This window comes from Nocardia sp. NPDC051570 (assembly GCF_044454005.1).
Lineage (GTDB): Bacteria > Actinomycetota > Actinomycetes > Mycobacteriales > Mycobacteriaceae > Nocardia.
Genome location: NZ_JBITDI010000003.1, coordinates 200,085 through 226,834 on the forward strand (window position 1 = coordinate 200,085; position 26,750 = coordinate 226,834).

Sequence of the window (26,750 nt, forward strand, 5' to 3'; positions counted from 1 at the left end):
GAGACACGTGGTTCGGGTGGTCGGGCGGTACGCGGTACAGGAAGCGATTACGGCATGACCCGCCCGGCACGAGTGCGACCCACGCGAATCCGCAAAGCCCGTGTCACCACCCTGCCGCAGCTGATGGCGACCGCGGTCGAGACCGATCCGACCGCCGTCGCGGTCGTCTTCGCCGACGCCGTCGAGACCCTCGCCGAACTCACCTACGCGGAACTCGACGAACGGTCGACGCGGCTGGCGCGGCTGCTGATCGCGCGGGGCATCGGGCCCGAGGATCTGGTCGCGATCGCCATCCCGCGCTCGCTCGAATCGGTGATCGCGGTCTGGGCCGTCGCCAAGACCGGCGCGGGTTTCGTGCCGGTGGATCCGAACTATCCGGCCGAGCGGGTCACGCATATGGTGACCGATTCCCGCGCGGTCGTGGGTGTGACCGTCGCCGGGGCGGGTGCCGATCTGCCCGGCGAGGTGGAGTGGCTGACCATCGACGCCCCGGACTTCCTGCGCGAGCTCGCGCAGGTCCCGGCCGATCCGGTCACCTACGCGGACCGGCTGCGCCCGCTGCGCGCCGAACATCCGGCCTATGTCATCTACACCTCCGGCTCGACCGGCAGGCCCAAGGGTGTGGTCGTCGCCCAGGCGGGTCTGTCGGGTCTGTGCGATGAACAGCGCGAGCGCTATCGCGTCGACAGTGAGTCGCGGACACTGCATTTCGCGTCGCCGTCGTTCGATGTGTCGGTGCTGGAGCTGCTGCTGGCGATCGGTGGCGCGGCGACCATGGTCGTGGCCGCACCCTCGGTCTACGGCGGCGACGAACTCGCGGCGCTGCTGGAGCGCGAGGAGGTCACCCACGCCATCATCACCCCGGCGGTGCTGGCATCGGTCGATCCGGCGGGGCTCGACGAGCTGCGGGTGGTGATCGTCGGCGGTGAGGCCTGCCCGCCGGAGTTGGTGCGGCGCTGGGTGATCGCGATCGAATCGACCTCACGGCCCCGCGAATTCCACAATGCGTACGGGCCGACCGAGGCCACCATCATGACCAATGTCAGCGAGCCGCTGGCGCCGGGCGAGCCGGTCACCATGGGCGGGCCGATCCGAGGTATCACCGATTATGTTCTGGACGAACAGCTTTCGCCCGTGTCGACCGGCACGGTCGGCGAGTTGTACATCGGCGGCGCGCAGGTGGCGCGCGGCTATCGGGCGCGGGCGTCGCTGACGGCGGCGCGGTTCGTGGCCAATCCGTTCGGGGACCGGGACGGTGCCTCGGGATCGAGATTGTACCGCACGGGTGATCTCGTGCGCCGGACCGCGGGCGATGCGCTGGAATTCGTGGGCCGCAACGATTTCCAGGTGAAGATCCGCGGCTTCCGCATCGAGCTGGGCGAGATCGATGCGGTGCTGGCGGCCCACGAGGCGGTCGACCTCGCCGTCACGGTGGGCCACAGGCTCGACAGCGGAGCCACGATTCTCGCCGCGTATGTGCACGCCGCCCCGGGCGCCGCGATCGATATCGCCGAGCTGAGCGCGCACGCCGAACGCACCCTGCCCACCCATATGCTGCCGACCAGCATCACGGTCCTGGACATGATCCCGCTGACCCCGGTCGGCAAGGTGGACCGCGCCGCACTGCCCGCCCCGGTCCCGCACACCATCGGATCCCGAATGCCGCAGGGACCGCTGGAGCAGCTGGTCGCTGAGGTATTCACCGAATTGCTCAGCGCCGCAACGCCGATCGGCGCCGACGACGACTTCTTCGAACTCGGCGGCAATTCCCTGATCGCCACGCAGGTCGCCGCCCGACTGGGCGCGTCGATCTCGGCGCGGGTGCCCGCCCGCCTGGTATTCGAGGCGCCGACCGTGGCCACGCTGGCATCGCGCCTCGCACCGCTCGAGGGTGCGGGCGACCGCGTGGCGCTGACCGCGCAGCCGCGCCCGGAGCCGATTCCGCTGTCGCCGGCGCAGCGGCGGATGTGGTTCCTCAACCAGTTCGATCCGGAGTCCGCGGCGAACAACATCCCGTTCGCCATCCGGCTCACCGGATATCTGAACCTCGGCGCGCTCGCCGACGCCATCCTGGACCTCCTCGAGCGGCACGAGACGCTGCGCACGGTGTATCCCGCCGTCGACGGCACCGGCCATCAGCTGATCCTGCCGCTCGAGCAGGCGATTCCGGATCTGGAACCGGAGACGTTGCACGAGAACGAGATCGAGGAATGGCTGGCCGGATTCGCGCGGACCGGATTCGATGTCGCCGACCAGGTGCCGCTGCGTATCGGGCTGGGGGAGTTGGCCCCCGATGATCATGTGATCGTGGTCGTCCTGCATCACATCGCCGCCGATGGCGCGTCGGTCGCCCCGTTCATACGAGATCTGTTGGCGGCCTATCTCGCTCGACGTAACCGTGCCGTCCCGGCCTGGCGGCCGCTGCCGGTGCAGTACGCCGACTACGCGCTGTGGCAGCGCGCGGTGCTCGGCGAGGAATCAGATCCGGATTCGCTGGCCGCAGGCCAGATCGCCTACTGGCGTGCGGCTTTGGCGGGCATCGCCGATCGCCTGGACCTACCGCACGATCGGCCTCGCCCGATCGTGGCCTCCGGGCGTGGCGCGGAATACGCCTTCGCGATCGACGCCGAGCTGCGCGCCGGGCTCGAGGCGCTCGCCCAGCGCGCGGGCGGCTCGCTGTTCATGGTGCTGCATGCGGCGTTCGCGGCACTGTTGGCGCGGCTGTCGGCCACCGAGGACATCGCCATCGGCACGCCGGTGGCCGGGCGCGGTGAGCGGGAACTCGACGGCCTGATCGGCATGTTCGTCAACATGCTGGTGCTGCGGACGAGCGTCGATCCCGCCGCATCGTTCGTCGATCTGCTGGCGGCGGTGAAGGAGTCCGATCTCGGGGCGTTCTCGCATGCGGAGTTGCCGTTCGAGCGGTTGGTCGAGGTGTTGGATCCGGTGCGTTCGCAGGCGCATCATCCGCTGTTCCAGGTGGCGTTGTTCTTCCAGAACCTGGACTCCCCGCGGCTGCAACTGCCCGGATTATCCGCCACCGCAATCGAATTCGATGGCGCCGTCGCGACATTCGATCTGCAGCTGACCGTGGCGCCGCAGGGCGAGGGCTGCTCGGCGCTGTTCACCTATGCGGTCGACCTGTTCGACAAGGCCACCGTCGCCGGATTCGCCGATCGGCTGATCCGACTGCTGGAGGCCGTCGTCGCCGAGCCCGGCCGCGCGATCGGCGATATCGATCTGCTGCGCCCCGAGGAGCGGGCCGCCGCCCTCTACGACTGGAACGATACGAGCTATCCGGTCGAGCCCGAACTGCTGCTCGACGGCTATCGCCGTGCGGTACAACAGTTCCCGGACGAGATCGCGCTGAGCCATGCGGGCGAATCGCTGACCTATGCCGAATTCGACATCCGGGTGAATCAGCTGGCGCGGCTGCTGATTTCGCGCGGCGTGGGCCCGGAAGCGCTGGTGGGCCTGGCGATCGGCCGCTCGCTGGATCTGGTCGTGAGCATGTACGCGATCGTGGCGGCCGGTGGTGCGTATGTGCCGTTGGATCCGGGCCATCCGGTCGACCGCATCGCGCATATCCTCGATACGGCGCGTCCGGTCGTGGTGGTCACCACCGTCGCCGATTCCGTTGCCGTACCGGTCGATACGCCGGTGCTGCGGGTGGACACCATGGATCTGAGCCGCTTCGATCCCAGTCCGATCCGGCCCGGGGAACTGCGGCGGCCGCTGCGGCCGGAGCATCCGGCTTACGTGATCTTCACCTCGGGCTCCACCGGGCGGCCCAAGGGTGTGGCGATCTCGCATGCGGCCATTCACAATCAGATCTCCTGGATGCTGGCGGCCTATCCACTGGGCGCCGGTGATGTGTATCTGCAGAAGACCGCGACGACGTTCGATGTGTCGTTGTGGGGTTGGTTCATGCCGTTGCGGACCGGTGCGAAGCTGGTGGTGGCCACGCGTGACGGTCATCGGGATCCGGCATACATCGCGGAAACCATTGCGGCGGAGCAGGTCACGGTCACCGATTTCGTACCCTCGATGCTCACGGTATTCGCCACCCACACCGCGCCGGGGGCCTGCCCGTCGCTGCAGGACGTATTGGTGATCGGCGAGGCGCTGCCGCCGGAGACCGTGGACGCGTTGCATCGGGTCTCGCCCGCACGGGTACACAATCTGTACGGTCCTACCGAGGCCGCGGTATCGGTGACCTACTGGCCCGCATGGGGTGCGGATCGGCCGACCGTGCCGATCGGCCTGCCGCAGTGGAATACCCGGGTGTATGTGCTGGATTCGCGGTTGCGGCCGGTTCCGGCGGGGGTGCCGGGTGAGTTGTATCTGGCTGGTGATCAGTTGGCGCGTGGGTATGTGCGGCGTCCGGATCTGACGGCGGACCGGTTCGTGGCCGACCCCTTCGGGGTCCATGGAGCGGGAGAAGTCCATGGAGCGGGACAAGGGGGCAGCGGCGCGCGTATGTACCGCACCGGCGATCGGGTGGTGTGGCGGGCGGAGTCGGGAGATCTGCCCGCGCGGCTGGATTACCTGGGCCGCACCGATTTCCAGGTCAAGTTCCGGGGTCAGCGCATCGAGCTGGGCGAGATCGAGACCGCGCTGCTGACGCAGTCCGCCGTCAGCCAGGCGGTGGCGCTGGTGACGGGTTCCGCGCTGGGCGATCAGCTGGTCGCCTATGTGGTGCCCGCGCCGGATAAGCAGATCGATGCCCACCGGCTACGCGCTGCCGTCTCGGATATGTTGCCCGCCTACATGATTCCCGCGGCCATCGTGGCGCTGGCGGCGTTCCCGCTCAATGCCAGTGGCAAGCTGGATCGTAGGGCGCTGCCCGCGCCCACCTTCTCTCGCCATGAATTCCGTTCCCCCGCAACGCCGGTCGAGGAGATCGTGGCCGAGATCTTCGGCTCGGTGCTCGGCCTCGAGCGGGTGGGCGCCGACGACGACTTCTTCGCCCTCGGCGGCAATTCCCTGATCGCCACGCGGGTCGTGGCCCGCCTCGGCGCGGCCATCGGCGCCCGGGTGCCGGTGCGCGCCCTGTTCGAGACGCCGACCGTCGCAGAGCTCGCCGCCGCCGTCGAATCCCAGGCCCATCTCGAGCATACGATCGCACTCGGCAGCGTCGAGCGCCCGGACGAGCTGCCGCTGTCGCCCGCGCAGCGGCGGATGTGGTTCCTCAACCGCTTCGACCAGGCCGACGGCGCCGCGACCCCCGGATCGGCCGCCTACAACCTGCCGTTCGCGCTGCGGCTGACCGGCAGTCTGGATGCCGAATCGCTCTCGGCCGCACTGGATGACGTGGTCGCCCGGCACGAGGTGCTGCGCACGATCTATCCGCAGACCACCGCGCCCGACTCCCTGGAGCCGGTGCAGGTCGTGCTGCCACCGGATACGCGGCTGGGCGTGACGGTCGAACCGGTCGCATCGGCCGAGGTCGCCGCGGCGGTGGCCGAGTTGGCTTCGACGCCGTTCGATGTGACGGCCGGGGTGCCGATTCGCGTTCGGCTGCTGCGTATCTCGGATCTGGCGCCGGGCTCGCGGCGCGAGTATGTGCTGGCCGTGGTCGTACATCACATCGCCGCCGACGCATCGTCGGTGGGTCCGCTGGTGCGCGATGTGATGACGGCGTATGCGGCGCGCACCGCGGGCGAGGCCCCGGCGTGGCCGCCGCTGCGGGTGCAGTATGCCGATTACGCGCTGTGGCAGCGTGCGGTGCTGGGCGATGAGGGCGATTCCGAATCCATTGCCGCACAGCAGAGTACGTACTGGCGTCGGCAGCTTGCCGACCTGCCCGACCTGCTCGAGCTGCCCACCGACCGACCGAGGCCCGCGGTGGCCTCGCTGGCCGGTGCGCGCGTCGGTATCGAGATCGATGCCGTGACTCATGCCGGGCTCGTGGAGCTCGCGCATGTGCATGGCGCGACGGTGTTCATGGTTGTGCATACGGCGTTGGCGGTGTTGCTGGCTCGGTTGTCGGGCAGTGACGACATCGCGATCGGTTCTCCGGTCGCGGGCCGTGGTGAGGCCGAGCTGGATGATTTGATCGGCATGTTCGTGAATACGGTCGTGTTCCGGACGCGGGTCGTTCGTGGTGAGTCGTTCGCGAATCTGCTGATGCGGCAGCGGGAGACGGATCTGCAGGCTTTCGCGCATGCGGATGTTCCGTTCGAGCGTTTGGTGGAGGTGCTCAATCCGCGGCGTTCCACGGCGCATCATCCGTTGTTCCAGGTCGGTCTGTCGTTCCAGAATCTGGCGCGTACTCAGTTGGAGCTGCCCGGGCTCAGTGTGGCGGGTGTGGATGCGGATCTGGATGTGTCGCAGTTCGATCTGCATCTGATCGTCGCGGATGCCTATGGCGAGGATGGTGGTGCGGCAGGTCTGGGTGGCTTCTTCACCTATGCCACCGATCTGTTCGACGCCGCGACGGTCGAGGCGTTCGCCGACCGGCTGACCCGCCTGCTCGCCGCGGTCGCCGCCGATATCACGACGCCCGTCGGCGATCTCGATCTGCTCACCCCCGCCGAACGCGAGCGGGCGCTGGTGTCCCGCAATGACACCGCGCATCCGGTCGATGACGAGGCCACCCTTGTCACGCTGCTCGATCGCGCGGTGGCGGAGGATCCGGAGGCCGTGGCGCTGGTCGCCGATCTGCCCGGTAGCGACCTCGGCCGCCTGGAACTCGGCTACGGCGAGCTCGACGCGCGGGTGAATCGCCTTGCCCGGCATCTGATCTCACTGGGTGTGGGTCCGGAGTCCCGGGTGGCGCTGGCGCTGCGGCGTTCGGCGGATCTGGTGGTGGCGATGTATGCCGTCGCGAAGGCCGGTGGCGCCTATGTGCCGGTCGATCCGGACCAACCGGCCGAGCGGATCCGATACATTCTCGCGGCAGCCGATCCGGTCTGCGTGCTGACCACCACCGATATCGCTTCGGGCACAGGCGATTCCGAACAGCGGCGCGAATCCGAGACCGCGCGAGCGGCCGCGCCCGAGGATCGCGCGCACGGGCTGGATTGGCGCGGTCGCCGCGACTCCATCCCGATCCGCACCCAACCGGCCCGCGCTCGGACCTCGGCTCGCGGGAGGGGAGGGATCCTCGCCGGCCTCGCGATGCCGCTGATCCGGCTCGACGACCTGGATCTGTCGCACCATTCGGCCGACCCCGTGACCGCCGCGGAACGCCCGGCCCCGCTGCGGGTGTCGAATACCGCCTACGTCATCTTCACCTCCGGGTCGACCGGTCGGCCCAAGGGCGTCGCGGTGCCACATGCCGCGGTGGTGAACCAGTTGCTGTGGAAGACGGCCGAATTCGGTCTGGGCGCCGATGACGCGGTGCTGTTGAAGACCGCGGCCACGTTCGATGTGTCGGTGTGGGAGTTCTGGTCCGCGGCCGTCAACGGCGGCCGCCTGGTGATCGCCACCGCCGACGGTCACCGCGATCCGGTGTATCTGCGGCAGCTCATGGCGCGCGAGCGGGTCACCACGCTGCATGTCGTCCCGTCGATGCTCGACGCCCTGCTCACGGTGGATTCCGGTGCGGCGGCGCTGCGCCGGGTGCTGGCCATCGGCGAGGCCCTGCCCGCCGCGCTGGCCCGCCGGTTCCGGACCGCATATCGCGATATCGCCCTGTACAACCTCTACGGCCCGACCGAGGCGGCCGTCTCCATCACCTGCCACCGCGTGACCGATACCGATCGGACCTCGGTCCCGATCGGCGCACCCGAGTGGAACAGCCGCGTCTACGTCCTGGATTCCCGCCTACGCCCGGTTCCCGACGGCGTCCCCGGCGAGCTCTACCTCGCGGGCCCGCAGCTGGCCCGCGGCTACTTCGCCCACCCCGCCCTCACCGCCGACCGCTTCGTCGCCGATCCCTTCGGGAACATGGTGGACGGCTCCGGGGCCGGCGCTCGCATGTACCGCACCGGGGATCTGGCGGCCTGGAATGCCGACGGCGAGCTGGAATACCGCGGCCGCACCGATTCCCAGGTGAAGATCCGCGGCTTCCGCATCGAACCGGGCGAAATCGAATCCGCCCTCCTTGCCCTCCCCGACATCGCCCAGGCGACGGTTCTGGCGAAATCGGACGCCCACACCGGCACCCGCCTGATCGCCTACCTGGTGCCGTCCGCCGCGGATGTGGATGTGGCACAGGTGAAGTCGTCCCTGTCCTCGGTTCTTCCGTCCTATATGGTCCCCTCGGCATTCGTGGTCCTCGACGCCCTACCGCTCACCGCGAACGGCAAGCTGGACCGAAAGGCCCTGCCGGAACCCGAATTCGAGACCCCCGTATTCCGCGCACCCTCGACTCCGATCGAGGAGGTGGTGGCCTCGGTGTACGCCGACGTCCTCGGTGTCGATCTCGTCGGCGCCGAGGACGATTTCTTCGCTCTGGGTGGTAACTCGCTGCTCGCGACCCAGGTGGCCGCCCGCATCGGCGCGGCCCTGGACACCCATGTGCCCGTGCGGGCGCTGTTCGAGACCCCGACCGTGGCCACCCTCGCGGTGAAGGTCGAACGCGGATCCGGCGAGACCACCCGCACCCCGCTCACCGCCTACCCGCGCCCCGAGACGATCCCGCTGTCGTTCGCGCAGCAGCGGATGTGGTTCCTCAATCAGTTCGATCCGTCGGCGGCGGTGTACAACATCCCGGTCGCGATCCGGTTGTCCGGTGCGCTCGATGTGGACGCGCTGCGTGCGGCGGTCGCGGATCTCGTTGCGCGGCACGAGATCCTGCGCACGGTCTACCCGGAGACCGAATCGGGTCCGGTGCAGCATGTGCTCTCCCCGGCCGAGGTTCCGCTCGAGCTCGCGCCCATGTCGATCGGTGAGGAGCGCGTCGCACACGAGGTCGGCCGCCTGGTGGGCACGGGCTTCGACGTCACGGCCGAGATCCCGTTCCGGATCCGCCTGTTCCGGCTCTCCGCGACGGAATACGTGCTCGTCTTCGTCGCCCACCACATCGCGGCCGACGGCTGGTCCATGGGGCCGCTGACGCGGGATCTGATGGTGGCCTACGTCGCTCGCTCCGACGGCGACGCCCCGGCCTGGACGCCGCTGCCGATCCAGTACGCGGACTACGCGCTGTGGCAGCGGGCGGCGCTCGGCGACGAGAGCGATCCGGAATCCCTCGCCGGGGCCCAATTGTCCTATTGGACAACCGAACTCGCCGATCTGCCCGATGAGCTCACGCTGCCCGCCGATCGACCGCGCCCGTCCGCGCAGACCTTCGCCGGTGGTAAATCCGATTTCGTGATCGACGCCGGGGTGCATCACGCGCTGGCCGAGCTGGCCCGCGCCCACAACGCGACGCTGTTCATGGTCGTCCACACGGCCCTGGCGGTATTGCTGGCACGGCTGTCGGGCACCGACGATATCGCCATCGGCACGCCGATCGCCGGACGCGGCGAGGCCGAATTGGACGATCTGATCGGCATGTTCGTCAATACGCTCGTGCTGCGCACCCGGGTCGCCCCCGATCGCCCGTTCACCGAGCTGCTCGCCACGAACCGCGAGACCGATCTGCGCGCCTTCGCCCACGCCGGCATCCCGTTCGAGCGGCTGGTGGAGGCGCTGGATCCGCCGCGGTCGGCCGCCCGGCATCCGCTGTTCCAGGTGGCGCTGTCGTTCGAGAATCTGGCCGCCACCGGCTTCGAGCTACCGGGGCTCAGCTTCACCGCCCTGGATCCGGCCGCCGACACCGCCAAGTTCGATCTGCTGCTGACCCTGCGCGAACGGCGCGCGGTCGATGGGTCCGAGGCCGGTCTGGCCGCCGAATTCACCTATGCCCGAGACCTTTTCGACGAACACACCGTCGAGGAGTTCGGCCGCCGCTTCCGCCGCGTCCTGGCCGCCGTCGCCGCCGATCCGGCCACCGCGGTCGGCGATCTGCGGCTGCTCGACGACTCCGAACGCGCCGACCTGGTGCACCGCATGGGCGCGCCCGCGACGCCGCCGCGCACTCTGCCGGAGCTGATGGCCGCCGCGGTCGACGCGAATCCGGACGGCCCGGCCGTGGTCTACCGCGGTCGCAGCTACACCTACACCCAGCTCGATATCGCCTCCTCCAAACTGGCCAGGCGGCTCATCGAACTCGGCGCGGGTCCCGATGTGCTGGTGGCCGTGGCGATTCCGCGTTCGATCGAGGCTGTGGTCACGCTCTGGTCGGTCACCAAGTCCGGGGCCGCGTTCGTACCCGTCGACCCGGCCTATCCGATCGACCGCATCGCGCATATGGTCGCGGATTCGCGGGCGTCGCTGGGTGTCACGCTGCGCTCGGTGGTCGGCGATCTGCCCGAGGTGAGTGGCGGCTGGGTCGTGCTCGACACCCCGGAATTCGCCTACGCCGTGGATGCCCTGTCGGGCGAACCGGTCACCGACGAGGAGCGCGCCGCCGATCTGCGGCCGGACAATGCCGCGTACCTGATCTACACCTCCGGCTCCACCGGCCTGCCCAAGGGCGTCGTCAGCACCCATGCGGGCCTGGCGAACTTCGCCGCCGAACAGGTGGAACGCTATGGGCTGGACCATGATTCGCGGGCACTGGCCTTCGCCTCACCATCCTTCGACGCCTCGATGCTGGAACTGCTGCTGGCCGTCGGCGCGGCGGGCGCGCTGGTGCTGGTGCCGCCGCGCACCGTCGGCGGCGAGGAGCTGGCCGAGCTGATCGAGCGCGAGAACGCCACGCACGCCTTCCTCACACCGTCGGTGCTGGCATCGTTGGATCCTGCGGCGCTGGCGCGGATGCGGGTGATCGTGGCGGGCGGCGAGGCCGTACCCGCCGATCTGGCCGCCGCCTGGGCCGGGGCGCCGGGCCGCCGCTTCCACAACGGATACGGCCCGACCGAGACCACGATCATGGCCACCATCAGCGATCCGCTGTCGCCGGGTGAGCCGGTCACCATCGGCGGCCCGATTCGCGGTATGCGAACGCTGGTGCTGGATTCGCGGATGCGACCGGTGCCCGAGGGCGTGGCCGGTGAACTGTATCTGGGCGGCATTCAGCTCGCGCGCGGCTACCATGATCGGCCCGGACTCACCGCGGCCCGATTCGTCGCCGACCCCTTCGGGGTCCCTGGTGGCGCCTCCGGCGGAAGCGGTTCCCGCCTCTACCGGACCGGTGACGTGGTGCGCTGGCGGCGGGGCGAGCCGGTGCTGGAATACCTGGGCCGCAACGACTTCCAGGTCAAGGTGCGTGGATTCCGAGTCGAACTCGGCGAGATCGACAATGCGTTGACCGCATTGCCCGGCGTCGACTTCGCGGTCACGCTCGGGCGGGAAACGGCTTCGGGCGCGACCATTCTCGTGTCCTACGTGCACTCCTCGGCGGGGGCCGAGCTCGACACCGCCGCTCTCACACAGGCGTTGGGGCGGACGCTGCCGGAGCATATGGTGCCGACGGCGATCGTGGCGTTGGCCGAGATCCCGCTCACCCCGGTCGGCAAGCTGGACCGCCGGGCGCTGCCCGAACCGGAGCTCGCGCCCCAGGCGTACCGGGCCCCGCAGTCGCCGGGCGAACGGGTCGTGGCCGAGGTGTTCGGCGAGGTCCTCGGCGTCGATCGGGTCGGCCTGGACGACGACTTCTTCGCCCTCGGCGGCGACAGCATCGTCACCATCCAGGTGGTCGCCCGTGCCCGTGCTCGCGGCGTCCGCTTCACCTCGCGCAACGTCTTCGAGGGACGCACGGTCGAGGGTGTGGCCCGCTGGGCGGAACTGGAATCGGATGCGGCGGAACCGGTCTCGCAGGCCGGTCCGCTGCCGCTGCCCCCGATGGCGGCGCGCCTGCTGCGGATCGACCCGCCCGTCCGCGACAACCGCGCCATCGCCCTGGACATCCCGAGCGATTGCGCCCCCGAGCGCGTTCGCGCGGCGGTCCAGGCGGTTCTGGACCGGCATCCGATGCTGTCGGCACGTCTGGAAACGGCGTCCGCGCAGCAGGATTCGCCGCGCACCACTGCGAGTCGGCGGTCCCCCGAGAGCGCCGTCGACGGGTTCGACGCCGCCACGCGATTCCTGCCGCTGACCCGGCCGTCGGTGCCACCCGCCTCCGGCGAGGTCTTCGACACCGACTGGTCGGAGGCCAAGACCCAGATCCTGCCGGTCGCCGTCGTGGAACACGAGACACGGTTCCTGCCCATCGCGTCCCACGCGGTGAGCGGATCCGAGGCCCGGCCGGTCGGCTGGCTCGATTCCGGACGGCCGAATGCGGCGAACGGCACGAATTCCGCACTGCGGCTGGTGATTCCGGAGCAGTCCGCCGAGGCGTTGCTGCGCCGGTTCGTACCCGCCGCCGATACCGCCGAGATCGCACTGCGCACGCTGACCGCGGAACTGGATCCCGTCGCCGGACGCAATATCGGCTTCGGGCTGATCGCGCCCACCGATCCCGAGGAGGCCGAGCAGGGATCCGGCAACCTGGTCGTGGTGGCCAACGGCATGGTCGTCGACGACGCCTCCTGGCGCGTCATCGTGGACGAGCTGTCGGCGGCCTGGTCCGGCGGACATGCCGCCGCGGCCGCGGTCGACGCCGGACCGGCGGGCGTGGCCCGCGCACTGGCCGACCGCGCCACCGAACCGGATACCGTCGGCGAATTGTCCTGGTGGCAGCGCACTCTCGCGGCCGTGCCCGCCGAGACGCCGATCGACGGCCTCGACCTGACCGCGCGCGGCCGGGTCTCACTGGTGATCACCGCCGAGGGCGCCGCGGCCGTGGGCGCGGTCGCGCAGGCCTATCACGCGCGGATCGAGGATGTGCTCACCACGGCGCTCGCGCTGGCGCTGACCCCACCCCTGCGCGGCGGCGCGGCCGAACTGCTCGGCCCGGTCGTGCAGCTGGCCGCCGACGGCCGGAAGGTCACCGGGGCCGAATCCGGCGGCACGGTGGGCGGTTTCACCGCCACCTTCCCGCTGGTGCTCGGCCTCGACGGCGTGGACGCCGAGGAGGCGCTACTCGGCGGTCCGGCCGCGGGCAGGGCGCTGGCCCAGATCAAGGAGCTGCGCCGGTCGGTGCCTGGGCGCGGTATCGGCTACGGCCTGCTCCGCTATCTGAATCCCGCCACGGCGGCGGCGCTGGCCGCGCTCGCGCACGGCCGCATGGCGCTGCGCTATCGCGATCTGCGGCCCGCGCACGCCTATCCGGACACCCCGGCCGCCGATCTGGTCCTGGACCTGACCGTCGACGCCACCGCGGACGGGCTGCTGGCCCGATTCGACTTCGCCGCCGCGGTTCTCGACGTCGAACAGGTGAAGGAGCTGGCCGGGCACTGGGTTCGGGCCCTGGGCGGGCTGGCCGAGCACGGAACCCATTCCGACGCGGGCGGTTTCACCCCATCCGACTTCGGCCTGGTGCGGCTGTCGCAGGCCGACGTCGATCGGCTGCACCGGGCCCATCCGGCGCTCACCGACATCTGGCCGGTGACGCCGCTGCAGTCGGGCATGCTGTTCCACGCCCTGCTCGCCGATGCCTCGGTCGACGTCTACACCACCCAGTTCCGCCTCGATCTGGGCGGTGCGGTGGATGTGCGGCGGCTGCGCGAGGCGGCGCAGGCCGTGCTGGATCGGCACGACAATCTGCGGGTCGCGTTCGCCGAGGATCTGGACGGCAATCCGGTGCAGATCGTCCTCGACTCTGTCGAGATCCCGTGGCGAACAATCGATCTCACCCATCTCGAGGATGCCGACGCCCGCGCCGAACTGGCCCGGATCGAGGCCGCCGATTACGGCGATCGCTTCGATACGCATACCGCGCCGCTGCTGCGCTTCGCGCTGATCCGCACCGCCGCCGACGCCCATCGGCTGCTGGTGACCAGCCATCACATCCTCATCGACGGCTGGTCGATGCCGCTGCTCATGCAGGATCTGCTGACCCTGTACGCATTCGGCCCGCGCTCGCGGCAGGTGCCCGAGGTGTACTCCTACGGTGACTATCTGGCCTGGCTGGGATCGCAGGATGTCGAGGCCGCGCGCGCCGCCTGGCGTCGGGCCCTGGGCGGGATCACCGAGCCGACCCCGCTCGCGCCCGTCGATCCGGGTCGCGAAATTGCTTCGGGCGCTGGAGAAGTCGGCTTCGAACTGTCGGTGGCCGACACCACCGCGCTCACCCGGCTGGCTGCCCGGCTCGGTGTCACCGTGAACACCGTCGTGCAGGCGGCCTGGGGTCTGCTCATCGGCCGCAGCGTCGATCGCGACGATGTGGTGTTCGGCGCGACCGTCTCCGGCCGCCCGCCGCAGCTGCCCGGCGTCGAGACGATGGTCGGCCTGTTCCTCAACGCCATTCCGGTGCGGGTTCGCCTGCGCGCCACCGACACCCTGGCCGGGCTGCTGCGGCAGCTGCAGGCCGAACAGGCCGATCTGCTCGATCACCACCATCTGGGCCTGAGCGATATCCAGGAAACCGTCGGTGTGGACGGGCTTTTCGACTCGCTGGTGGTGTTCGAATCCTTCCCGGTCGACCGCGAGGGCCTGGACCGGGCCAGCGCCGTCGACGGTATGCAGGTGGCCGGTGTGGGCACGGTCAACGGCACCCACTACCCGGTGACGGTGATGGTGGTGCTGGACACTCAGCTGCGGGTTTCGCTGAAGTACCTGCGCGACGTCTTCGACGAGCCCACCGCATCCGCACTGGCACAACGGCTTTCGCGGCTCATCGGCCGCTTCACCGCCACCCCGCAGGCCCGCGTCGCCGAGGTGGACGCCCTGCTGGACGGCGAGCGCGCCGAACTGGCCGCCCGCAATGCCACCGCGGCGCCCGAACTGCTGGACGAGGCGACGCTGCTGACGCTGTTCGACGCCCAGGTGGCGCGGACCCCGCAGGCTCCCGCGGTGCATTTCGGCGATACGACGCTGAGCTATCGCGAACTCGACGAGCGCTCCCGCGCCCTGGCCGCGGTGCTGATCGACCGCGGTGTCGGGCCGGAATCGCTGGTGGCCGTGGCCATGCGGCGCTCGATCGAGCTGATCGTCGCGGTGTACGCGGTGCTGCGCGCGGGCGGCGGCTACGTGCCGGTCGATCCGGACCATCCGGCCGACCGCAACGAATTCGTGCTCACCACCGCCGATCCGGTATGTGTGCTGACCACCTCGCGCGATGGATTCGACACCGCCGCGGATATACCGGTATTCGACGTGGACGCCCTCGATCTCGACGGATCCGTCTCCGATCCCGGCATGCGGGCCCATCCCGACGCCGTCGCCTACGTCGTCCACACCTCCGGCTCCACCGGCCGCCCGAAGGGCGTGGCGATCACGCATCGCCAGCTGGTCAACCAGTTCCGCTGGGCCCAGCGCACCCATCCGCACGACACCGGCGACGTGGTGCTGCACAAGACCCCGATCACCTTCGATATCTCCGCGTGGGAGCTGTTGTGGCCCCTGCAGACCGGTGCGGCCGTCGTGATCGCCGAGCCGGACGGCCACCGCGATCCGGCCTATCTGACCCGGGTGATCGAACAGCGCTCGGTCAGCACGGTGCATTTCGTGCCGTCGATGCTGGACGCCTTCCTCGATCCGGTCGCCAATCCGGCGCTCGCCCAGGGACTTCCGTCGCTGCGGCGGGCGTTCGCCGCCGGTGAGGCGCTGACAGAGGAGACGGCCGCCGCCTTCGCCGAGCTGTTCGAGCACGCCCAGTTGGTGAACTGGTACGGCCCGGCCGAGGCCACGGTCGTCACCGGGCATGTGATCGGGCGGCCACACCCCGGCGCGATGCCGATCGGTATGCCGGTGGCCAATACCCGGGTGCATGTGCTGGATCGTCAGCTGCGACCGGTGCCGCCGGGCGCACCGGGCGAGTTGTATATCGCGGGTGTGCAAGTGGCCCGGGGCTACCTCCGCGCCGCGGCGCTGACCGCCGAGCGATTCGTGGCCGATCCCTTCGGGACCAGGGGGGAGGGCTCGGCGAGGTCGCGAGGCGGCCGTCTCTACCGCACCGGCGATATCGTCCGCTGGCGCGACGGCGCACTGGAGTATCTGGGCCGCAGCGACTTCCAGGTCAAGCTGCGCGGCCAGCGCATCGAGCTCGGCGAGATCGAAGCGGTGCTCGCCGCCCATGCCGCGGTGCGCCACGCCGTGGTCTCGCTGATGCCGGACGACTCCGGCCATCGCCTGATCGCCTATCTCGTCCCCGAGCCGGGCACGCGGCTCGACGAGACGGCCGTCCTGGCCCAGGCGCGGAAGTCGCTGCCGGGCTACATGATTCCCGCCGCTCTCGTGCCGCTCGCCGAGCTGCCACTCACCGCCAGCGGCAAGCTCGACCGTGCCGCGCTGCCCGCGCCGCGGTTCGCCGGGCGCCCCTACCGCGCCCCGTCGACGCCGCTCGAGCAGGCCGTCGCCGAGGTGTTCGGCGAGGTGCTCGGCGTCGACCGGGTCGGCCTGGACGACGACTTCTTCGCCCTCGGCGGCAATTCGCTGAGCGCCAGCCGTGCGGTCAGCCGACTGCGCGCGGTCACCGGGGCGCAGGTGCGGGTGCAGTGGTTCTTCACCGGCGCAACGGTTTCCGCGCTGGCCGGGCGGATCCTGGCGGGGCTGGCCGAGGGGCACGATTTCGATCGGGATTCCGACGCCGCGCTGGCGGTGTTGCTGCCCATCCGCGCCGAGGGGCCGGGCGAGCCGCTGTTCTGCATCCATCCGATGTACGGATTGTCCTGGTGCTATGCCGGATTGGCGCGCTACGTCGAGGATCGGCCGATTCTCGGCCTGCAGTCCCCGGCTCTGTCGGAGCAGGACTATCTGCCGGAGTCGCTGGCGGAGATGGCCGCCCGCTATGTCGCCGAGATCCGCGCGGTGCGGCCGCACGGCCCGTATCGACTGCTCGGCTGGTCGCTGGGCGGTGTGCTGGCCCATGCGGTCGCCACCGAACTGCAGGCCGAGGGGGAGCGGGTGGCGCTGCTGGCCATGCTCGACAGCCATCCCGATATCGAGGTGAGCGATTTCCGCACCGCGATCCGGGAGGCGTTGGCGGAGATCGGGATCGGTGCTCAGGAGCTGGTCGGCGACGGCGATATCCATGAGCTCAGCGATGTGGCGGTGGCAGCGCTGCACGCCACCGTCTCGCCCGATATGGCCGCGCTGACGCCGGAGCGGTTGTGGCGCATCTATCGCAGCGCGGTGCGCTCGGCCGAGCTGATCGCCGCGCATACGCCCGCGGTATACCGGGGTCGACTGGAATACTTCAGCGCCCTCGGCCACGACACCGCGGCCAGCGACTGGTCGGCATTCGTCGACGGCGAGATCGCCGACCATCCGATCGCCGCGGTCCATGATCAGATGACATCCCCGGAGGCGTTGTCCTATCTCGGCCCGGAATTGGCACGCCTGCTGACGGAGGGCGCCGAGCGCGCGGGCGGGGATGGCATGATAGGACGGTCGTCGCGTAACAAGATCGACTGGCAGGGCGACTAGACAGACCGTAGGGTCGGGCGAGACACCGGCCCAATAGCGCTGAACTTTGGAACTCGAGCGGATAGCGAAGGTGTGAACATTGATTCGTCGACACTTCCGGCGTAGTGGTCTCCGGGCTGCGGCGGTGCTCGCGGCAACGGGCGTTCTCATCGGCGTCGTCGCCGGAGTCGGCGCGACCACCGCTTCTGCCGACGATCCGATCATCGCGTCGAAGAGCCTTCTCGCCGACCCGAAGTCGCCCGACGGATCGCATATCAAGAAGGCGACCTACAAGGACGACCGCAACATCCGCCTCTACGTCTACTCGGCCGCGATGGACGAGACCTTCCCGGTCGACGTGCAGCGCCCGGCCGACGCCTCGGTGCCGCGCCCGACGCTGTATCTGCTCAACGGCGCCGGCGGCGGCGAGGACGACGCCTCGTGGGTGAAGAAGACCGATATCGTCAACGGCTTCCTCGGCGACAAGAACGTCAATGTCGTTCAGGTCATCGGCGGTAAGTGGAGCTACTACACCGACTGGCTGCGCGACGATCCGGTCCTGGGCCGCAACAAGTGGAAGACCTTCTTCACCGAGGAGCTGCCGCCGCTGGTCGACGGCGCGCTGGGCACCAACGGCGTCAACGCCATCGCGGGCCTGTCCACCTCGGGCACCACCGTGCTGAATCTGCCGATCGCCAAGCCCGGTCTGTACAAGGCGGCTGCCGCGTACTCCGGCTGCGCGCAGACCAGCGATCCGGCCGGTCGTGAATTCGTGAAGCTGACCGTCAACGTGTGGGGCGGCGGCGACGTGCGCAACATGTACGGCGACGACAACAACCCGGCGTGGGCGGAGAACGATCCGTACGTCAACGCCGAGAAGCTGCGCGGCACCGAGCTCTACCTCTCCAGCGGCAACGGCCTGCCCGGCCAGTACGACACCCTGGACGGCAAGTACGCCCTGCCCGGCGCGTACGGCCTGGCCAACCAGATCGTGATCGGCGGCGTCATCGAGGCCGGCACCAACTTCTGCAGCCACAACATGCAGAACAAGCTGAACACCCTCGGCATCCCCGCCACCTACAACTTCCAGAATTCCGGCACCCACTCGTGGGGCTACTGGCGCGACGACTTCATCAACTCCTGGCCCGTGCTCGCGCACGGCCTGGGGATCTGACGATCAACGGTCCCGCCGGTATTCGATAATCGGTCGCTTTTCTCCGGTCGCCTTTCTCCAGTCCTGCCCCGGTCGCCCAGCGACCGGGGCAGGGTCGTCTCCGCACGTCGAAGAGATCACACTTTTCCAGGTACCTCTCAACAAAAAGTTCGGCGACCCGTAAACTCTATCCATGAGCACCACAGTTGCCGCCCCGCGGCTGTCGTTCCAGCGGGTGCGCGCGGCCGCGGTCCTGCTCGGCCCGGCCTTCGTGGCGGCGATCGCCTATGTCGATCCGGGCAATGTCGCCTCCAATGTCAGCGCCGGCGCGCAGTTCGGCTATCTGCTGGTGTGGGTCATCGTGATGGCCAATGCGATGGCGGCGCTGGTGCAATTCCTCTCCGCGAAGCTGGGCCTGGTCACCGGGCGCACACTGCCGCAGCTGGTGCGGGATCGCTCGAGTAGGCCGGTGCGCCTGGCCTATTGGGCGCAGGCCGAACTGGTGGCGATGGCGACCGATCTGGCCGAGGTGGTGGGCGGCGCGATCGCGTTGAATCTGCTGTTCCGGCTGCCGCTGGTGCTCGGCGGGATCATCACCGGCCTGGTGTCCATGGCGCTGTTGGCAATTCAGAGTCGGCGTGGGCAGAAGCCGTTCGAGCGGATCATCATCGGCCTGCTGGCGGTGATCGCGATCGGATTCATGGCCAGCGTGGTGATCTCGCCGCCCTCGGCGCCGCAGACGTTCGGCGGCCTGCTGCCCCGATTCTCCGGCACCGAGAGCGTGCTGCTGGCCGCCGCGATGATCGGCGCGACGGTGATGCCGCATGCGATCTATCTGCATTCGGGCCTCGCGCGCGATCGGCACGGCCACGCCGAGTCGGGCGCGGCGCGTACGCGGCTGTTGCGGATCACGCGCTACGACGTGGGGCTGGCCATGATCATCGCGGGCGCGGTGAATCTGGCCATGCTGCTGATGGCCGCGCATACGCTCGACGGCCGCGCGGATGTGGATTCCATCGAATCCGCCCACGCCGCGGTGCGCGAGACGCTGGGGCCGTGGGCGGCGCTGCTGCTGGCGGTCGGCCTGCTGGCCTCCGGGCTGGCCTCCACCTCGGTGGGCGCCTACGCCGGGGCGATGATCATGGAAGGCCTGCTGCGGCGCAGCGTTCCGCTGCTGGTCCGCCGCGTGGTCACGCTGATCCCGGCGCTGATCATCCTGGCCGTGGGCTTCGATCCGACCCGGGCGCTGATCGTGTCGCAGGTGGTGCTGTCGTTCGGAATCCCGTTCGCGCTGATCCCGTTGGTGCGCTTCACCAGTGATCGCACGCTGATGGGCGACGCCGCCAACCGGCGCGTCACGACGGCCCTGGCCTGGCTGATCGCCGCCATCATCACCGCACTCAACCTGCTGCTGATCTACCTCACCGTCAGGTAGCGGTCACACTCGCCGCCCGTGGCGCATGCGGAAGATGGCCTTGGCCAGGCGCAGATGCCGCGGGTGGCGGTCGAAGGTGGACAGGTTCACCGGTGCGCGGTAGCGCTTCTGGGCGATGGCCAGGGTGCGGCTGAATTCGCGCAGGCCCGCCTCGCCGTGGGCATGGCCCTGGCCGTATTCGCCGACGCCGCCGAACGGCAGCGAGGGGATGCCCGCATAGGCCATCGACGAATTGATCGTCACCACACCGGTTCTGATGCGCTCGGCCAGCTGGGGCACCGCGCCCACGTCGCGGGTGAACACCGGCACCGCCAGCCCGTGATCGGTGGCGTTGATCCGGTCCACAGCCTCGTCCATGGTCGCGACCCGGTTCACGATCAGTACCGGCCCGACCGCCTCGCCCGTGATCGCCAGGCTGTCCTCCGGCACATCGGCGAGCACGATCGGCTCGATGTACGGCTCCCGAATGGATTCCAGCCCGCCCACGACCGTCCGCCCGCCGCGCGCGATCGCATCCTTGACCTGCCGGCGCACCACCCCGACCTGCGCCTCCAGGATCATCGGACCGTAGGAGGCCTTGCGATCCCCGCCCGGGCGCAGCCGCGTGGCCTGCGCCACAACGCGTTCCAGGAACGGTTCGTATACCGATTCCGCGACATAGGCCCGCGCGATCCCGGAGGCGCTCTGCCCCGCATTGGACATCGCACCGAAGACCGCGGCCTCGGCGGCATCGTCGAGTTTCGCGTCGACCTGCACCACCATCGAGCCCTTGCCCGCGCGCTCGACCACCACCGGCGTCATGGTCTGCGCGCACAGCGAGATCACCTCCCGCGCACCGGCGTCGGGCCCGGCATAGGAGATCTTGTCCACCCGCGCCCGGCACAGCGCGGCCACGGTGCCCTGATCGCCCGTGACCACCTGCAGTACGGGCTGATTCGGGGCCAGCCTGCTCCAGCTCTCGGCCAGCCACACCCCGACGCCGGGGGTGAGCTCACTCGGCTTGAACACCACGGCATTTCCGGCGGCCATGGCATAGGCGATCGAACCCATCGGCGTGAACACCGGATTGCTCCACGGCCCGAGCACGCCGACCACGCCCAGCGGCAGATATCCGACCGAGGCCCGCTGATTGCGGGTCAGCCAGGTGGATCCGAGCCGCGTTCGGCCCAGGGTCCGTTCGGCATTGCGGGCGGCCCAGTCCAGATTCTCCACCGCCAGCATGACCTCGATGGCCGCATCCACCCCGGGCTGACCGGTTTCGGAGCAGACGATCTCCACCAGCTCGGAGGCATTGCGGGCGATGGCGCGCTTCCAATCCAGCAGCCAGCGCCGACGCCCCGCGAATCCGATTGATCCCCACCATTTCTCGGCCACGCGCGCAGCGCGTACCGTCCGGGTCAGCTCGCCGGTCCCCATGATCGCGTAGTCGCCCACGGACTCCCCGGTCCGGGGATCATAGGATGTGAGTACCCGTGAATGGCCCGGCGGATGCGTCGCCGTTCGTGCGGACTCGGCCATTGGTCACCCTCTCGCTGACGAAAACTGCCTCGGCAGCCGGTGGAACCACAGCCGCCGTCAGTCATGGAGTCGTGTCAATTCCCCGTGTCCGCCACACTATGGGCGGGGCCACCACGCGGACAAGGAACGTCCCAGTGCGGCATACCGATCGGTCCGGGTCGGGACCAGCACCGATTCGAAGTGAGACCGACAGGTATGTCGAATTGTGAGGAACGACACAAATATCCGGATCGCGAACTGGGTACCGGTTCGCACGACCAGTAACATCGGCGCCGGTGGAAGGGATCACCAATCGACGCCCCGGCCCCGATAGTGGAGAGTTGATGCCGAGCTTGGACAACGCAGAATCGCACCCCGTGCCGGGTGACCCGGCCGTGTCGGTATCGGAGGTGCGCAAATCCTTCGGCGACGTCCATGCCCTGCAGGGCATCAGCTTCACCGCCGAACGCGCCTCGGTCCTGGGCATTCTCGGCCCGAACGGCGCGGGTAAGACCACCATGGTGAAGGTCCTGTCCACCCTGCTGCGCCCCGATTCCGGCACGGCCGTCGTCGCCGGGCACGATGTGGCCAAGGATCCGGCCGGCGTGCGGCGCTCGATCATGATGACCGGCCAGTACGCGGCCCTGGACGAGAATCTGTCCGGCCGCGAGAACCTGGAGCTGTTCGGCCGCCTGATGGGCCTGACCAAGAAGGCCGCCCGCGCCCGCGCGGACGCGCTGCTCGAGGAGTTCGATCTGGTCGGCGCGGGCCGGCGTGCGGTGCGGCACTATTCGGGCGGCATGCGCCGCCGCGTCGATATCGCCTGCGGCCTGGTGGTGCGCCCGGAGGTGGTCTTCCTCGACGAGCCGACCACCGGCCTGGACCCGCGCAGCCGCCAGGGCGTGTGGGATCTGGTGAACGCGCTCAAGGCGCAGGGCATCACCGTGTTGTTGACCACGCAGTACCTCGAGGAGGCCGACGTCCTGTCCGACAACATCATCGTCATCGATAAGGGCACGGTCATCGCCGAGGGCACCGCCGACGAACTCAAGGAGAAGACCGGCGGCAGCTACTGCGAGGTGGTCCCGCTGGATCCGACCCGGCTGCGCACCGCGGTCGCGGCCCTGGGCGATCTGGTCCCGCCGACGGTGCGCGCGGATCTCGACGGCGCCGACCGGGTCTCGATCCCGGCCCCCGACGGTGCGGGCACCCTGGCCGAGGCACTGCGCCGATTGGATTCGGCGGGCGTGGAATTGGCCGATATCGCGCTGCGACGGCCCTCGCTCGATGATGTGTTCCTCTCGATCACCGGACATTCGGGCGGTCACCAGTGAGTGCTCCCGCCCTCGACGCGCGGGCCCGGCTGTTCGCCGAGATGCCGAGCGCGCGGCTGTCCAACTTCGCCCAGTGGCGGGCGCTGACGGGTCGCATCGTGCGGACCATGGCCACCAAGGGTGAGCTGATCGTCGCGGTGGTCACCCCGCTCGTCTTCACGGTCGGTTTCTACCTTCCGATGCGCTACGTGATGAAGGTCTCGGGCATCGACTACGCCCAGTTCGTGATGCCGATCATCGTGCTGCAGACGATGTCGTTCACGATGATGTCGAATGCCCAGATCGCGGCGTTCGAGTCGATGACCGGTCTCAACACCCGGATGCAGACCATGCCGATCGGTGCGTTCGTCCCGCTGGTCTCGCGGATCTCGGCGGGTCTGGTGCGCTCGGTGACCTCGCTGATCGCGGCGATCGTCTTCGGCCATGTGATCGGGTTCCGCTTCTCCGCCGGGGTCGGCCAGGCCGTGCTGTTCTGTGTGTTCTCGCTGGGGGTCGGGACCGTGCTGGCGATCGGGGCCGATGCGCTCGGCTGCCTGACCAAGAGTCCGGAATCGCTGAGCCAGGCGCTGACGCTGCCGACCCTGATCTTCGGCATGCTCTCGTGCGGATTCGTGCCCGAAGGCGGCTTCCCGCAGTGGATTCGGCCGTTCGTGCGCAACCAGCCCATCTCCCAGCTCTCCTTCGCCATGCGCGATATGGCCGGTGCCGGGGTGAGCTGGCATGTGCTGTGGGTGCCGCTGGTATGGCTGGGTGGCCTGGCGGTGTGCTTTGTACCATTGGCGATCTGGGCGAGTGCGAGGCGTTCGTGACAACTGTGGAACTTGCCGAGCCAACCCGCGCCGTCGCGGTGTTACCCGTCGCCCCACCGCGATCCGAGCGCGCCCTGTCGACCTGGGTGGGGCACAGCCTGATCCAGTGCAAGCGGTTGTTGCTGGTCTGGACCCGCGACCCCGCGACCACCATCCAGACGCTGATCTACCCGGCGCTGACGCTGCTGATGTTCCGTGTGGTGCTGGGCGATTCGATCACCCACGCCACCGGCAAGCCCGCCATCTATGGCTTCGTGCCGCTGACCGCGCTGGTGGCGGCCATGTCCGGTTCGGTGGTCAGCGCGCTCGGCTTCAAAGGTGAGAAGTACACGGGTCTGCTGGGCCGCTTCTGGACCATGCCGATCCACCGGGCCGCGGGACTGACCGGGCGGTTGCTCGCCGAGGCGATCCGGGTGCTGATCACAACGCTGTTCATCCTCGTGGTCGGGATCTGCCTCGGCTTCCGTTTCTGGAACGGTCCGCTGGCCGCGGTGGCGATGATCTGCATTCCGGTGCTGTTCGGTGTCGGCTTCGCGGTGTTGGTGACTGCCCTGGCCACCTTCTCCGAGGGTGTGATGCTGGTGAACGTCATCGGCATCATCAATACGCTGCTCATGTTCTTCAACTCCGGTTTCGTGCCGGTCTTCGCCTATCCGCCGTGGCTGCAGCGGACCGTGGAGAACCAGCCGATGAGTACCGCCATCGATGCCATGAAGGGCCTGGCCTGGGATGGCCCCGTCGCGGTGCCGCTGATGAAAACCCTCGCCTGGACAATCGGTTTCATCGTGGTGTTCACCTACCCCGCCGTCCGCGGCTATCGCCGCGCTGCGGAGACCGGGGCCTGATCAGCCCTTCTCGCCCAACAGCACCGCGGTCATCAGGGCCTGGACCCGGGCCAGGCTCTCCCGCCGCGAATCGAAGCGCATGCGCCGGCCCGCGTCGACGACCTGGGCGATGGCGGCGTGGACGCGGAAGCGCGCCTCGGCCGGATCGCCGTCGAGCAGATGGGCCCACTCCAGGACGTTCTGGCGCTGGATGGAGCGGAGCTTGTGCTGTTCGGCGGCAGGCAGATTCGAGAATTCGGCGAAGTAGACCGGGAGGATCTCCGGCATCGCGAAGGTGAGGCGCGCGAAGCGGACGGCGATGCGCACCGCGGCATCGGCGCGGCTGGTCGCCTCGGACAGCGCCTCGGCATTGGCGATCGCGACCCGCTCGCCCGTGCGGTGGAAGGCCGCGGCCAGCAGATCGGATTTGCTGGTGAAGTAGCGGTAGACGCTGGAGGCATTGATGCCCACGGCCGCGCCGATCTCCTCGATACTGGCCTCGTGATAGCCCTGGCGGCCGAAGATCCGGATCGATTCGCTGAGCAGCTGTTCGCGTTTGGAGCTCAGTGGCAGTCCGCGCACCGGCGACTGAGTGGGCGTCTGAGTGGGCACGGGCGGCAGATCGGTCCACAGGATCGATCGGCAGATGTCCTGCAGCAGATCGATCAGCCGGCCGGTGGACAGCGCCGTGCGATGCGCGGTGATGCTGCCGATCGCGCCGAGCATGCCGGTGGCCAGCAGCTGCACATCCTCATCGGAGACCTCGGGGCGCAGCGTGGCGATGGCCCGCTCGACGGTCTCGTGCAGCCCCTCGTAGATGAGCCGGATGCGCGCGCGGTCCGCGCGTTCCAGATAGCGACGCTCCCACCGGTACAGACCGCCCTCGCGGCGCATCTCGATGGTGTGCTCGGCCAGGGCGCGGATCAGCGCGGTGAGCCGGGATTCCGGATCCAGCGCGGGATCCTCGGCGGCGCGGGCGACGTCGAGCAGCTGCTGCGCACCGGTTTCGGCGGCGGCGACCAACAGCGCGTACTTGTTGGTGAAGTGGCGATACAGCGCCGGACCGGAGATGCCGACCTCGGCCGCGATCTCGTCCACGCCGACCGGGTGATAGCCCCGCTCGCTGAATGCCCGGGCCGCGACCCGGACGATCTGCGCCTTGCGATCCTTGGGCCGGCGCTGGGTGGGTCGGCGACGTGCGGAAGCGAGCCCGGACTCGCTGGGATCCGCGACCATACACCTCTCCTTCCACCCCGGCCGCCATTGTTGACAGCGCCGGACCAGTCAACCTAAGTTAACCACAATTCGCAAAGTTAACCACCATTCTGGCGGAGCGCCAGCGTCGGCGGTCCATTCTCGGGAGCACGTCATGAGCGAAGTCGACCATTCGATCCCCGCGACCGGATTCAGCGCGATCCGGGACGGCCGGGTCTTGCGCATCACGATCACCAATCCCCGGCGTAAGAACGCCATCGACTACGACACCATGGTCGCGCTCGGCGACACCTTCCTGGCGGCCGCAGACGATACCTCGGTCCGGGCGATCGTGCTGACCGGCGCGGGCGCCGATTTCTGCACCGGGGCCGATCTGTCCACGGCGGACGCTGATCTGCGCCGGGGCATCACCCCGGAGGTGACCATGGACGCGGCCAACCGATTGGTGCGGGCGATCGTCGACGCGCCCGTGCCGGTGGTCGCCCGCATCCGGGGCGCGGCCGCGGGTATCGGGGTCGCACTGGCCCTGGCCGCCGATCTGTCCTATGCCTCCGACGAGGCCTATCTCCTCTTGGCCTTCATCAACATCGGCCTGATGCCCGACGGCGGCGCCGCGGCGATGATCGCCGCCGCCGCGGGGCGGACGGTCGCGGCGGAGATGGCGCTGCTGGGCGAGCGAATGCCGGTGACCGAGGCGGCGCGCCGCGGCATCCTCACCGCCGCGCTGCCCGTCGAGGAACTCGACGCGCGCGTGGCGGCGGTGGCGGCGAAGCTCGGCGCCGGCCCGCGCCGAGCCCTCGAACTCACCAAGCGCGCCCTCGATCGGGCCGCTCTCGCCGCCCTCGACACCGCCCTGGCCGACGAAAAGAACGGCCAGACAGAGCTTTTGCGAACACCGGATTTCGCGGAGGGCGCCAGCGCAATGCTGCAGAAGCGCAGCGCTGTGTTCGATTAGCCTCGCTTCGCTCGGCGGGTTTGCGGCGCCTGAGGCTGTGTTGTTGGCGCCGCCTCCGGCGTCGCGGGTTTGCGGCGCCCTGAGGCTCGTCGTTCGGGTACCGCTGCTTGCTCCTTCGTCGCTTGCGCAGCGGCACCCGAACGACG

9 protein-coding genes are annotated in these 26,750 nt (G+C 69.3%); 7 read left to right on the forward strand and 2 right to left on the reverse strand.

Annotated elements, in window-relative coordinates:
• Positions 1-54: 54 nt before the first annotated feature.
• The 3 genes from ACIA76_RS07950 (at position 55) to ACIA76_RS07960 (ending at position 19,970) form a co-directional block, all read left to right on the forward strand.
• On the forward strand, positions 55-17,403 hold the full coding sequence (locus ACIA76_RS07950) for an amino acid adenylation domain-containing protein (RefSeq protein ID WP_397149812.1): 17,349 nt from the start codon (positions 55-57) through the stop codon (positions 17,401-17,403).
• Positions 17,404-17,527: 124 nt separating this feature from the next.
• Positions 17,528-18,556, forward strand: a complete 1,029-nt coding sequence (locus ACIA76_RS07955) for an alpha/beta hydrolase (RefSeq protein ID WP_397150681.1) — start codon at positions 17,528-17,530, stop codon at positions 18,554-18,556.
• A 172-nt stretch (positions 18,557-18,728) separates the two neighbouring features.
• On the forward strand, positions 18,729-19,970 hold the full coding sequence (locus tag ACIA76_RS07960) for an Nramp family divalent metal transporter (RefSeq protein WP_397149814.1): 1,242 nt from the start codon (positions 18,729-18,731) through the stop codon (positions 19,968-19,970).
• 3 nt (positions 19,971-19,973) lie between these two features.
• On the opposite strand, the gene ACIA76_RS07965 is transcribed toward ACIA76_RS07960, so the two are convergent.
• The gene (locus tag ACIA76_RS07965; RefSeq protein ID WP_397149816.1) at positions 19,974-21,488 is read right to left on the reverse strand and encodes an aldehyde dehydrogenase family protein; all 1,515 of its coding nucleotides are present in this window, start codon (positions 21,486-21,488) and stop codon (positions 19,974-19,976) included.
• A 323-nt stretch (positions 21,489-21,811) separates the two neighbouring features.
• On the opposite strand from ACIA76_RS07965, the gene ACIA76_RS07970 reads away from it, so the two are divergent.
• From ACIA76_RS07970 to ACIA76_RS07980, 3 genes are read left to right on the forward strand one after another with little or no spacing between them, the layout of a single operon-like run.
• A complete protein-coding gene (locus ACIA76_RS07970) occupies positions 21,812-22,801 on the forward strand; it encodes an ATP-binding cassette domain-containing protein (protein ID WP_397149818.1) in 990 nt (329 codons plus the stop codon).
• Between the two features lie 41 nt (positions 22,802-22,842).
• Positions 22,843-23,610 carry an ABC transporter permease gene (locus ACIA76_RS07975; protein ID WP_397150683.1) on the forward strand — a complete coding sequence of 256 codons (768 nt, stop codon included), beginning with the start codon at positions 22,843-22,845 and terminating at the stop codon, positions 23,608-23,610.
• Positions 23,607-24,455 carry an ABC transporter permease gene (locus ACIA76_RS07980; RefSeq protein WP_397149820.1) on the forward strand — a complete coding sequence of 283 codons (849 nt, stop codon included), beginning with the start codon at positions 23,607-23,609 and terminating at the stop codon, positions 24,453-24,455. Before ACIA76_RS07975 ends, ACIA76_RS07980 begins: the two co-directional genes overlap by 4 nt.
• Here the strand turns inward: ACIA76_RS07980 and ACIA76_RS07985 are convergent, their stop codons facing one another.
• A complete protein-coding gene (locus ACIA76_RS07985) occupies positions 24,456-25,670 on the reverse strand; it encodes a TetR/AcrR family transcriptional regulator (protein ID WP_397149822.1) in 1,215 nt (404 codons plus the stop codon).
• Positions 25,671-25,803: 133 nt separating this feature from the next.
• Here ACIA76_RS07985 and ACIA76_RS07990 point away from each other — a divergent pair, with 133 nt between their 5' ends.
• A complete protein-coding gene (locus tag ACIA76_RS07990) occupies positions 25,804-26,604 on the forward strand; it encodes an enoyl-CoA hydratase-related protein (protein WP_397149824.1) in 801 nt (266 codons plus the stop codon).
• Positions 26,605-26,750 lie beyond the last annotated feature (146 nt).